11 protein-coding genes are annotated in these 12,481 nt (G+C 56.8%); 7 read left to right on the plus strand and 4 right to left on the minus strand.

The features are described from left to right. Window positions 1-94 precede the first annotated feature (94 nt). The gene (cysE, locus tag AC222A_RS11770; protein ID WP_372758422.1) at window positions 95-880 is read right to left on the minus strand and encodes a serine O-acetyltransferase; all 786 of its coding nucleotides are present in this window, start codon (window positions 878-880) and stop codon (window positions 95-97) included. After that, window positions 877-1,581: a M15 family metallopeptidase gene (locus AC222A_RS11775; RefSeq protein ID WP_372765433.1), complete on the minus strand. Its 705-nt coding sequence runs from the start codon at window positions 1,579-1,581 to the stop codon at window positions 877-879. Before AC222A_RS11775 ends, cysE begins: the two co-directional genes overlap by 4 nt. Before the next feature lie 78 nt (window positions 1,582-1,659). Between AC222A_RS11775 and AC222A_RS11780 the strand changes: the two genes are divergently transcribed. Next, window positions 1,660-2,724, plus strand: coding sequence for a patatin-like phospholipase family protein (locus AC222A_RS11780; RefSeq protein WP_486775022.1), 1,065 nt, complete (start codon window positions 1,660-1,662; stop codon window positions 2,722-2,724). A 47-nt stretch (window positions 2,725-2,771) separates the two neighbouring features. Here AC222A_RS11780 and AC222A_RS11785 read toward each other — a convergent pair whose 3' ends face one another. Then, window positions 2,772-3,674, minus strand: a complete 903-nt coding sequence (locus AC222A_RS11785) for a PhzF family phenazine biosynthesis protein (protein ID WP_372748023.1) — start codon at window positions 3,672-3,674, stop codon at window positions 2,772-2,774. A gap of 110 nt (window positions 3,675-3,784) precedes the next feature. Here AC222A_RS11785 and AC222A_RS11790 point away from each other — a divergent pair, with 110 nt between their 5' ends. Continuing rightward, entirely contained in the window at window positions 3,785-4,105 is a 321-nt protein-coding gene (locus AC222A_RS11790; protein WP_486775023.1) for a Rieske (2Fe-2S) protein, read from the plus strand. Between the two features lie 373 nt (window positions 4,106-4,478). On the opposite strand, the gene sfsA is transcribed toward AC222A_RS11790, so the two are convergent. Continuing rightward, the gene (sfsA, locus tag AC222A_RS11795; protein WP_372760660.1) at window positions 4,479-5,201 is read right to left on the minus strand and encodes a DNA/RNA nuclease SfsA; all 723 of its coding nucleotides are present in this window, start codon (window positions 5,199-5,201) and stop codon (window positions 4,479-4,481) included. Between the two features lie 110 nt (window positions 5,202-5,311). On the opposite strand from sfsA, the gene AC222A_RS11800 reads away from it, so the two are divergent. The 5 genes from AC222A_RS11800 to AC222A_RS11820 all read left to right on the plus strand — a co-directional run. After that, window positions 5,312-6,133: a MipA/OmpV family protein gene (locus AC222A_RS11800; RefSeq protein WP_372764354.1), complete on the plus strand. Its 822-nt coding sequence runs from the start codon at window positions 5,312-5,314 to the stop codon at window positions 6,131-6,133. Window positions 6,134-6,138: 5 nt separating this feature from the next. Continuing rightward, on the plus strand, window positions 6,139-8,787 hold the full coding sequence (locus tag AC222A_RS11805) for an AsmA-like C-terminal region-containing protein (RefSeq protein WP_372748027.1): 2,649 nt from the start codon (window positions 6,139-6,141) through the stop codon (window positions 8,785-8,787). Window positions 8,788-8,856: 69 nt separating this feature from the next. After that, window positions 8,857-9,336, plus strand: a complete 480-nt coding sequence (locus AC222A_RS11810; RefSeq protein WP_372748028.1) for a glutathione peroxidase — start codon at window positions 8,857-8,859, stop codon at window positions 9,334-9,336. A gap of 339 nt (window positions 9,337-9,675) precedes the next feature. Continuing rightward, window positions 9,676-11,403: an FAD-binding protein gene (locus AC222A_RS11815; protein WP_486775024.1), complete on the plus strand. Its 1,728-nt coding sequence runs from the start codon at window positions 9,676-9,678 to the stop codon at window positions 11,401-11,403. Next, window positions 11,396-12,481, plus strand: a 1,086-nt coding sequence (locus tag AC222A_RS11820) for a Rieske 2Fe-2S domain-containing protein (protein WP_372748030.1), incomplete at its 3' end; no start/stop codon positions are given. The genes AC222A_RS11815 and AC222A_RS11820, both read left to right, overlap by 8 nt.

Here is a 12,481-nt window from a genome sequence, read left to right on the forward strand (position 1 = left end):
AGCCTCCCGCTGCTTGCAACACACGCTCATAGTTAGTTACCGCTAACTCGGTACATAACTTTACGCCTAATATATGATCTTGCAATGAATATTTTTACACCCCGTGGTCCATATCCAGAGACGGCGAGGCCTGCGAAGGTTTTCCAACGATTTTTGCTGGCACACCTGCCACCGTGGTATGGGCGGGCACATCCTCAACAACCAAACTACCGCCCGCAATTTTTGCGCCTTCACCAATATGAATATGGCCCAATAATTTAGCGCCGACGCTAATCAACACGCCGTCACCTACTTGCGGATGACGTGGGTTGTGTTGCGTACCACTGCCACCCAGCGTCACACCGTGCAACAGCGACACGTTGTCGCCGATACTCGCCGTTTCACCAATCACCACACCCGTGGCGTGGTCGACCATAATGCCAGCTCCGACCACGGCAGCCGGATGAATATCCACATCCAAAGTGGTAGAAATACGGTTTTGCAGAAACAGCGCCAGTGACCGCCGCCCCTGCTGCCAAAGCCAGTGCGCAAAGCGGTAAGATTGCACAGCCTGAAATCCCTTGAAGTACAACACCGGCAACGCAAAGTAATTGCATGCCGGATCACGCTCATAATGCGCGTGGATATCAGCCACTGCTGCTTCCAAAATGGCTGGCTGGTCGCGCATCGCTGCATCAAATACTTCGCTTAGCGTCATTTCCGGCACTGAATCGCAACCCAGCCGTGTCGCAATATGAAAACTCAGTGCCGACGCGAAGGAATCATGGCTCAAAATATTGGCGTAAAAATAACTGGCCAACGCAGGTTCGCGTTCACTGAAACCCTTTACCTCCTGCTTGATCGTCTGCCACAACGCTTCGGTGTCGTAGACCGTAGTCATAGAAATGCATCCTGTGTTATCGCCGCTTGTGCCGGTTTCACAAACCGCTCGAAGATTTCTTCGCAATGTTCCTCAACAACCTCGCGCAGGGCAAACGTTTCACAGCCTCGAATCCGCGCCAGCAAGCAGTCAATCGTCAGCTGCCGTTCACATTCCGCAGCAATGGGCGCATAACTCAAATGCCATCGCTCTGGAGCAACACCGCCACTATCAAAGGCGTAAGGACGGAAAAAGCCCTCCGAGCTGCCCTCGGCAATTCGCGCATCGAGCCATTCATGCAGCGCCGCAAACGGGCCGCCAACGTTGACTTCGTCGGGTGTGAGTTGCACCGCATAATCCGCCGGTACTGCGGCCGCATCGTATACATCAAGGTCACTGCCCCAGTGATGACGCGACGCACCGGGCAATGCCGACCAGCGCAGAATGGCCTGCACCCAAGCCCAGTCATCCAGCTCATCGCGTCGCAGCGGATTACCCGAACTGTCCAGCACCGGGCGTTGCCCGCCGGCCTTTTGATTCCAGATTGCCAGCTGACGCTCAAAGGAGCGAAAACAGCTGACCGGCTGCAAATCAAACCCAGCCTTACTCGCGCTGAGCTGCAAGCGCTGCAGCGCTGCTGCCGCCTGCGGATGCAAACGATGGTGTTCGTCGAGGTGGCAGAGGAAGGATTCATCACTACCGGTTAACTGGTCGGCGCTCACGTTCACACTCACAAAAAATGACGAATTTCCGGCGACACTGCATACTATCGCCAACGAGGTTAGCGGGTGAATTCTGCAATGGAAGAGCATAAAAAGCGAATCGCACTGGCACTGGGCAGCGGCAGTGCCCGTGGCATGGCCCACATTGGTGTCATTCAACGATTGGAAGAGCGAGGCATTAAACCCGATATTGTGTGCGGCACCTCAGCAGGCGCCCTCGCAGCGGCCGTCTACGCCTGCGGCAAGCTGGATCATTTTGCAGACTGGGTCAGCGGTCTGACCAACAGCGACATACTGCATTATATGGATATTCGCCTGCTGGCCACCGGTGGGGTGGCCCACGGCGGTCGGCTGATCGACTTTTTCAAGAAAAATTACGGCAACCCCAACATTGAAGATCTGCCGCTGCGCTACACGGCCGTGGCCACCGATCTCTACCGCGGCCGCGAAACCTGGCTACAGGAAGGCCCGCTGTGGGACGCGGTGCGCGCCTCCATCGCCATACCGGGTGTTCTGGTACCCGTTGCGCAAGGTAATCACTGGCTGGTTGATGGCGGTCTGGTCAATCCCGTTCCCGTATCGGTCGGTCGCGCCCTTGGCGCCGAAACCATCATTGCCGTCAATCTGAACAGTGATTTAGTGAAACCGCCGACAAAAATTACTGCCGTGGAACCAGCGGGTTCAGAGGAGGCCGATCTGGACGACGAGGATGACGACGAATTTTCCATGCTCAGCCGCCTAGGCAATTCCATCAAGGGCGCCGCCAGCAACTTGTGGAGCAGCGGCAACAAAGCACAGGCGCCCGGCGCGCTTAATGTCATGCTCAGCTCTATCAATGTGATGCAGGACCGGATCACCCGCAGCCGAATGGCCGGCGAGCCTGCCGATGTGACGCTGTCACCACGCCTGGCACACGTCGGTTTTCTGGAATTCTCGCGAGCCGGCGACGCTATCGAAGAGGGCCGCGCCGTGGTCGACAGGATGTGGCCAGAAATTGAATATGCCTTGCAGCTGGCAGACGATCATCGGCAGCCGCCAAGGCCAGAAGAGCCCGAGCCCCAGCAGCCGGTGGATATCGACAAGATGGTGAGCGCCACCATGGAGAAAGTAACGCCAGAACCGCCGTTCGACGATACGGTTTAGGGGCGCTGCCGGCCAGCGGGTGGACTGGACGCCCAGCGGCAGTGCGCTCACGGCGCGCGCATTTGCCCTTGCGCTACCAGAACAGCTTCTCCACCAACTCTCACGTTGAGCGGCGCCGAGGCACAGGTTTCAAATTCCACCTTCAACAGACTCTGACGCGTGCGTTTCGTGCCGCGTTCAACCCACAACGTGTGGGTGCCCTGCGCCAGCTTTTCACCAAGAAAGGCGACAAAGGCCGGCACTGCAGCGCCCACTGGCGGATCGTCGTGAGGCGAGCGCCCTGCCCCCAGCAGCCGCAGATGAAAATCGGCCTCCGGATTTTCGGTTTCCGAACAGTACACCAGGATTTCACTAACCGGCACCGACGAGGCGCTGCTCTGCGCCCATGCTTCCGCATGAAAGGCGGCGCGGTAAACCGCATCCAATGAGCGCAGTGGCACAATCAGGTAGGGAGAACCACAGCTGACGAACAGCGCTCGCGCTTTCAGGGTTTCGAGATCTTGTGATTCCAAACCCAATATGCCGAGCAATTCCTGTTGCGCGGGCACGTAGCGATCAATCTGCGGCGTGACGGTGAAGCCCACTTGCGTCAGAAGGCTTTTGTCGGAACGATTGAAAAGAATGGGCAATCGCTGCTCACCCTGCACAAACTCGCACTTACTCAAACCTGTCCCCACGGCAATACCACCGGATTCGGCCAGCGCGAAGGCCGCCGCCACCGTGGTATGACTGCCAACTGCCCCCTCCCCTAGCGGCGAGTACACTCGTAAGCGGGCCGCGCAATCAGCCGCAGACGGCATGACAAACACCGTTTCTGAGTGATTGGTCTCTCTGGCCAGCATTTGCATCTGACCCTCAGTCAAGCCATCGGCCTGAGTAAACACAGTGATCTGCGCGCCACTAAAGGCCCGCTCGGTAAACACGTCCACAACACTGTAGGGGTATTGCATGCCATTTCTCCTTATCGCCCTGTTTAGAGCATAGCACCGTGCCCGCCCCTCGCCAGCCCTGTGCGACAACAAAACTTTGAGTACAATGTGCGCTTTTTATGGCCACAACTATGACGTTTCTCTGCCACAAAGACACTATTGCCGAGCCCGGCAGTCTGGGGATTGACCAACACGGGCTATTTATCGTGCGTCAGAACGGTCGGTGCTTTGCTTACCGCAACCGCTGTCCCCATCTCGGGGTTGAGCTGAACTGGACTGAGAACCAGTTTTTAGACAGAGACGACTCGCTGATACAGTGCGCCACCCACGGCGCACTGTTTGTTGTGGAAACCGGGGAATGCGTCGCCGGCCCCTGCCTGGGCGACTGCCTTGAAGCAGTGCCCATTATCGAGCACAACGGCGAGCTGCACCTGGCTGAGGATCAGACCTAGCTCCCGTGCTGAACGCAGTCATTGCCTCTGACTTGAAACGCAATAACTTTTAAACCAAACGTCATCACACGAAATACGCCCAACCTATACCCCGTTGCGACACTAGAGAAATGTTAGGCAGTCAACTCGCCTTGCGGCGCCCCGCATCGCCATCCGTTTGCAGCGAGCTAACGATGCGGAAGACAACAAAAAACCAGAGTCATGAAGACCGCTTTAAATACTTTGTCTTCTTCAAAAAAACCTTAATACACTTGCCGCGATTGGCTTAATGGTGGTTAATTCCTGCCTGAGGGCCTGCAGCTGAGCAGGCCTTTTTCTGCAGCCCCTTCTCCTCCCGCACGTTCATTCCCGTTGCTCCCCCCCGACAACAGGCCTAAATTTCATCGAGAACCGCTGATGGCAGCACCGGCTCAAAGGGCAGACGCCCTGACAGCACGATCCCGTCGGGCGAAACCTCGCAACCATAAGCCAGCACCTCCACCCCTTCAGAGATGGCCGCACGCACCGCCTCACCGTATACCGGATCGATACTGTCGGCCGGGCCGATCCGCTGAATACCCGTATGCATGGCCAGTAAAATCATGACCGCGCGATCTCCATTGGCCACAACCTTTGCCAGCTCCCGCACATGGCGGGTGGCACGGTCACTGACCGCATCAGGGAACGCGCCATAACCGTCCGACAAGCCCAGCGTCACGCTTTTCACCTCAACCACGCAGCGGCCTGGCGACTCCAACAGAAAATCCGCGCGGGTACCCTCCTCGACTTTTACCTCTCGGCGGTGGCGTTCATAGCCCATCAGTTCCGGTATGTTGTTGTCTGCCAGAGCGGCGGCGACCACCTTGTTGGCCCGTGCCGAGTGGATACAGATGCGGTTTCCCGCGCTGGTTTCGATAAGCTCCCAGGTCAGGGAATATTTGCGCTTAGGGTTATCCGACACTGACAGCCAGATCGTGGCACCGGGCTCCATGCAGCCAGTCATGGCGCCGGTATTGGGGCAATGCACCGTCACCGTCTCGCCGCTCGGCAATTGTACGTCTGCAAGAAAACGCTTATAGCGCCGCAGCAGGGTGGCTGTAATCCAGTGATCCGACATGGCAGTTCCGCAGTAAGAATATGTTATAAGTTACGTCGTTATAAGAAGACGGGCGATGCACTTTAGCAAAGTCGGCCCACTTACTGAAAACCCGGCCCGGATGAGATCCCTTGAAGCGACAAGCCACCTCCCTGTTCCTATTGCTGCTGTGCACCGCGTTCAACCCAGCACCGGCAGTCGCTGAGCAAAAACCACTGTGGGAGCTGGGTTTTGGCACAGTGATGTTTCACCGCCCTGATTATCTGGGCGCTGATGAGGATAGCTTCTACATACTGCCGTTCCCCTACATGGTGTTTCGCGGCGATATTCTCAAGGCTGACGACAACGGCATACAGGGGCTGTTTTTTAGCGGCGAGCGCTGGGAGCTGGATATCAGCGGTGGCGGATCACTTCCGGTGAACAGCGAAGATAACAGTGCCCGAGAAGGCATGGACGATCTCGACCCGGCATTTGAGCTCGGGCCGTCGGTCACCTATAAAGTCACTCTCGAGTCCCCCCACAGGGTCACCGCCGAGTTTAAAACACGAGCATTGATCTCGGTCGGTGACAGTGGCATGCACCACGAGGGCTGGGTCGCCAACCCGGAATTGCGTTGGGAGTTCCAGCAGCGCCCCGGACTGCGCTGGGGCAGCAGTATAGAAGCCCTCTACGGCAGTGCTGACTACCACGGTTTCTTTCACAATGTGTTGCCGGAGTTCGCCACCGCTGAACGCCCAACCTACGATGCCGATGCCGGTTACGGCGGCGCTGCCATCGCCGGCTTTGTGCGTTGGCAACCCAAAAAAGACTGGCACCTATACACTTCACTAACCTACCACCATCTGGACAATGTGAGCTTTGATGACGGTCCGCTCTTCCGCCAAAAATACGGCATTTATCTCAGCTTCGCGCTGTCACGCACTCTGATTAAATCAAAAACGCTGGTACCCTGAGACTCATGAAAGCACTTAAATTCTTTGCGGTCACTCTGGCGTCGCTGCTGCTGGTATTGCTAGTCTTCATCAGCCTGCTGGTTATCCAACCCAACTGGTTTAAACAACCGATAACTCGCCTTATCAATGACCAAAGCGGGTTGCAAGTCAGCCTTGGTCGCATAGACAGCGGCGTCGGGCCGGCCAGCCTGCAACTGCAGAACGTCGCCGTAGCCCACCGTGGGCAGCAACTGCTTAACGCCGAGCAAGTGAGACTGGAGCTCACCGATTGGCCCTCGCTGGAAAAGCCATTTTTCCGACTGGCGCTCGCAAGCCCACAGGTGATTTATAGCCTCGACAAAGACGGCAACAGCAACTGGCCCCAATCCAGTGCCCCCAAGGAAGATTCTTCCACTTCACCCTTGCCGTTCGCCCTGCCCGGCGACTTTGCGTTTGAGAACATTCTGATAGAAGACGGCGATATCCAGATTAGCCTGCCGGCCCAGCAACGGCATATCACCCTGCCATTGCTGCAGCTTGAGCGCACCGCTGAAAACCGGGCACGCCTAGCAATACGAACCGCCATCGATGGTGAGGCCTTCGAGCTGGACGGGGAATTTACCCTCTCCTCGGCCCATCAACTGGCATTGGACCTCGCACTCAGCAATAACGCCATGCAGACCCGAGTCGACGCATCACTGAGCACTCGGGCGCAGATGGATGGCAGTGCCGGCAAAGTGTCGTTCAGCCTCAGCAACACCGCCTTTATCTCCCGACTGCTCGGTGTAGAGATCCCTGAGCTACCGGAAGCACGGCTGACAACCCGATTCGGCATTGATTCCCACTACCGCCTGAGCGACCTGGAACTGCAGCTAGGCGACCAGGCCTTGAGCGGCAACGCCGTCTACTCGCCAACTGACCACCACCTGAGTGCAACATTGCGCTCGGACCACGTTGATCTCGACGCGCTGCTGGCGTTATTCCAGTCTGAAGCCATCGCCGAAGCTGGTACTGAAGTGGTAGAGAAAGAGATAACTGAACCACCCGCCAAGCCTGAGCAGATTGGAGAGGCCCAGATTGACTGGAGCGGCCTCAACGCCGTGAACCTGGACGCTGATATTGTGCTGAAAGCCTTCTCGGGGCAGCAGTGGCGGGTTGCCGACATAGACGCCAAGATCGTCATTCGCGGCGATAAGAAACGTCCGCGACTGGCGGTGGCCGCGAGCACCGGCAAAATCCTTCAAAACACAGAAAATGGGTACGCGCTGGATTCCGTCTCGCTGGACGCAGAGTTCACCGCCCTGGATTTGCAAACCCAAGGTGCAGACGCCGATGCCAAGCTCAAGCTCGCGGTGAATGAGCACATCACTCTCAACGCTGAAGGTCGAGCCAACCTGAACGCGCTAGAAGAACAGGAGCTGACATTCCAGCTTGCAGCCCCCAGCACGCTGACCTTGTGGCAAGCAGCCAAATTGCCCTACACCGAGGCCGGCGCGCTGAACGTAGACGGTAAGCTCAGCTCCTTAAAGGGCGTACTCAGCCCGGCGCTCATCATGCAATTGGGTGACCAGCGACTCAACCTCGATGCCAGCTATACGCCCGGTGATCGTCCAAAGCTTACCGCCAGTGTTAGCGGAAAAGATCTGGATATTCGCTTTCTCAGCCCAGAGCAAACGTCCGGCACGGCAGAAAAGCCCAAAACCGATGCAACAAAAAAGCCGTTATTCTCCCGCGATACCATCGACAACCGTTTGCTTAGGGAGATGGATGCAGAAGTCGCCTTCGATATCCAGGGTTTGACCACACCCGTAAATCGAATTGATGAAATCAGCCTGATCGCTCAGCTCAACAAGGGCAAACTGACCACGCGCAATAGCCAGATCAAACTGCCCGACAATGACTTGAATTTCAGCTTCAGCGGCAACTTTACGGAGAATGACAATAGGGCCCAAACAGAACTGACTTTTAACAGCAGAAATGTGGGCGCGCTTGGGCTGGAAGAGGCCGCCCAGATTCGCGGCGGTCACGGCAAGGTAGAACTGAAGCTGGCCTCCCACGGTACCAGCGCGCATGCACTGGCCAGCAACCTCAATGGCAAGATAGACACCCGCCTGCAGGATCTGACCATGGATAACAACAAGGTCGACCTGATCGGCTCCGACTGGATTACTGAAGCCATCACCAAACTCAACCCCTTCGCCAAATCAGATCCCGTCACACAACTAGAATGCGTTTCGGTTTATTTCGATGTGAAGAATGGCGTAATGGTCAGTGAAAAGAACCTTCACGTAGAAACCAGCAAAATGAAAATTATTGGCGATGGTGAAGTGGATCTGGGCAAAGAGCGCATGACCCTCAACTTCACCCCCATCGCGCGCAAAGGCCTCGGTGTAAACCTGAGCTATCTTGCCAAACTGGTGAAAATTCACGGTGATATACAATCACCGAAGCTGGGCGTGGACGCCGGTGGTTTGTTCAGTTCTGCCCTGTCAACCAGCGCGGCCATGGCGACCGGCGGTGCCTCTCTAATCGCCCAGAGCCTGGTCGAACGGGCTATGAATGCCGGTAGCGCCTGCGATCCAAGCAAGAAAATAGAGCTGGCCATCCCGGAACCCGAACCGGAATCCCCAGCCGATGGCACGGCGGAAACGCCACCAGCCCCCGAAGCGCCCTAAAACGGCAGCGATTGCAATTTCGCGTGAACTGCGCAAAATGCACAGACGACGCAACCACGGAGAAGCTCCATGAGCAAAGTCTACGACTTTGAAGCCGAAGCCACCAATGGCGCCAAAAAGTCCCTCGCCGACTACCGCGGGCAGGTGCTACTGGTAGTTAACACTGCCAGCAAATGTGGATTCACCCCACAGTTCGAAGGCTTGGAAAAGCTCTACAAGAAATACAAAGATAAAGGGCTGACCATTCTTGGTTTCCCCTGCAACCAGTTCGGCAAACAAGATCCGGGCAGCAACGGTGAAATTCAGGAGTTCTGCCAATTGAACTACGGCGTAAGCTTTCCCATGCACGCCAAGATTGAGGTGAATGGCGATAATACTCATCCGCTGTTCAGTCACCTCAAAGAAGCAGCCCCCGGCCTGATGGGCACCAAGAAAATCAAATGGAACTTCACGAAATTTTTGATTGATCGCGAAGGCAATGTGATAGAGCGCTTTGCTCCAGCGACGCCGCCCGAGAAAATCGAAGACAAAATCCAGTCCTTACTGTAGGCGCATCGTAACGTCGAGTGTAAATCGAGCGCCTCAACAACCGCTATATGAGTGCTATACCTGCGGGGCCGTACGCCCCCTCACCCTCTCCCTTTGAGGGGCGGGGTGAGGGTATGCCCGGAGATAGCAGATCAAAATCAAAGCCTACCCACCTGCGTTAACGAAGAACCTGTCTTTATCCGCATCTAGACGCTGGGTATTCGTGACTCACCCTCGTGCGGTGACCAGTTCACACCGGTTTAGAAAATTACACTCCAACGCTATATGACAAGCCGTTAATTTGATGACGGTGTGCAGCTGTTATGCTCGATTGAAATACTTGGCCAACGGATAGAGCAGATGCCAGCCACGGAACCAAACTGGACGGAAGAAGTGGATTTTCTGGTTGTCGGTAGCGGTGCCGGAGGTATGAGCGGCGGTGTCGTCGCCGCGGCCAGCGGGCTGAAAACCCTCGTATTGGAAAAGACTGATCAGTTTGGTGGCACCACCGCGCTGTCTGGCGGCGTCATCTGGATTCCCGACAACCCGTCCATGAAGGCAGGCGGCATCAACGACAGTGAAGCCGATGCTCTGGCCTATCTGCAGGCGGTTGTAGGGCCAGATGTGCCCACCGAAAAACTGCGCTCGTATATCCGGCAAGGCCCGAAGATGCTGCAGTTCTTCGAAGACCATGCCGACCTGCCCTTTGAAGCCGCGCTGAAATATTCCGATTACTACCCGGATGCACCGGGCGCAAAGCCCGGCGGCCGCTCGATGGAGCCCAAGCCCATCAGTCGCCGCCGCATCGGCAGGCACGCCGCGGAGCAACGATTTCCGGATTTCCTTAAAAGCGGCTTTATGCGCTTTGCCATCACCGTTAAGGAAAGCCGCGAAGTCATGGATATGACGCTAAAGGGCAAGCTCCTGATGCTGCGCAATATCCTGCGTTTTTACCTGGATATACCCAGCCGCCTGCAAGGCCTGCCTGACAACCGACAAACCCTCGGCCGGGCTCTGGTGGTGCGACTGCGCCGCGCCCTGATGAACTGGCAGGTCCCGCTTTGGCTCAACGCCGAGGCACGTCAGCTTCTCGTTGAAGACGGCAACGTCATCGGGCTGGAAGTAGCTCATCAAGGTGAGATCAAGCGTATCCGCGCGCTTCGCGGCGTCCTATTTGCCAGCGGCGGTATGGGACAGAACGTGACTCTGCGACAGCAGTATGGACAGCTGCCGACAGGCGAAACCTTCAGCAGTGATTCACCGGGCAACGTCGGTGACGCCATTGCCATGGGACAGGCGGTGGGCGCCGACCTGGCCTTTATGCACTGCGCCTGGTGGACACCCTCGGTAAAATTCCCCGACGGATCGGTACTGGCACTGATTTCAGGCAAGGCCATGCCCGGCTCGGTCTTTGTCGACAGCAGCGGCAAACGCTTTTGCAATGAAGCCGCCCCCTATGAAGACCTGATCAAAACCCTGTGGAACAACCATAATAACGGCGTGGATTCCGTGCCCTGCCACATGGTGTTTGACGCACGTGCGCGCCGCGATTACATGATGGGGCCGATTCCGCCGGGCAAGGTGCAACGAGACGCGCTGTTGCCCCAGGACTGGTTTGACAGCGGCTTTCTCTGTAAGGGCGACACCCTGCAGGCATTAGCGCAGCAGATGCAGGTTCCCATCACACCATTTTGCGACAGCATCGAACGCCACAACCAGTTTGCGCGCGAAGGCAAAGACCCGGACTTTCACCGGGGCGAGAGCGCCATCGACCGCTACTATGGCGACCAGGCCATTCAGCCAAACCCCAGTCTCGCCCCCATCGCAGAAGCGCCATTTTACGCCCTGAAAGTGTACCCGGGAGATCTGGGCACCAAGGGCGGACTGAAAACGGATAGCTTGGGACGCGTGTTGAAAACCGACGGCCAACCAATTAACGGGTTATACGCCTGCGGCAACTGTTCCGGTGCCGTGATGGGTGACAGCTACCCCGGCGCTGGCTCAACGATTGGCCCGGCCATGACCTTTGCCTATATCGCTGCGCGGCACGCCGCTGGCCAACTCACACCGGAGAACGCCAATGACTGATACTCGCTATGCATTCGAAGAAAAAGGTCGTTTTGCCCGAGGCTGGCATATCGTCGCCCTGTCGCAGGAGCTCGCGCCCGGTGCGGTGAAAGCTCTGCACTATTTCAACGAAGATCTGGTCTTGTTTCGCGGCAACAACGGCCAGGCTGTGATTCTAGACGCCTACTGCCCTCACCTCGGTGCGCATCTGGCAGGCACCGGTAGCCGGGTGGTTGGCGACACCATTCGCTGCCCCTTTCACGGCTGGCAGTTTGACTGCAGCGGCTCTTGTACCGCTATTCCCTACGCCAACAAGATTCCGGAACGCGCCAAAAACGCACTCAAAAGCTGGCCAACGGTGGAGAAAAACGGCTTTATCGCCCTGTGGTATGACAGCGAAGGCGGAGCACCCAACTGGGAACTGCCGACGATCCCGGAGTGGAATCAAGCCGGCTGGGGTGACTGGCGTTTTAACCGCACGGTGATCCGCTCCCACGGCCGCGAGATTATTGAAAATATTGTCGATGCCGGGCATTTTCCGTCCGTGCATGGCGGCCACCCCTTACAGTTCGACAACCGCTTTACCGCCTATTCGGTGAGCCAGGAATCGCGTATTCAGACCGACCTGAGTCTGGATATGATTCAACCGCGCGGTATCGATTTTGACATCAATGCCGCCCGTCGCGAGCGCGGAGCGGCAGAGGCTGACAGCTGGGGCGTGGCCACCTATCACGGCCCTAGCGTGATGTACTACTACACCACATCAAAAAGCCCGGAGTTGTCTTACGCCAGCTGGTGGCTCAACTACCACACCCCAATCAACAACGAGGAAGTGGAGCTGACGTCCGGCGTTATTGTAGCCAGTCTGACAGACGAACCCCTGCCGCAGGAATTTGTTGATCAGTACCCGCTGTCTGCGATAGCCGCCTTTGGCTCAGATGTTGAAGTGTGGGAAACGAAAAAATATCGCAGTGATCCGATTTTGTGTGACGGCGACGGACCCATTAATAAACTGCGCAAATGGTACGATCGGTTTTATCGTCCGCGTGCAGAAGAAGCGTGGGATGAGCCCGAGCGGGTGATCAGCAGTGTGCGCGAA

Source organism: Litorivivens sp., assembly GCF_057445395.1.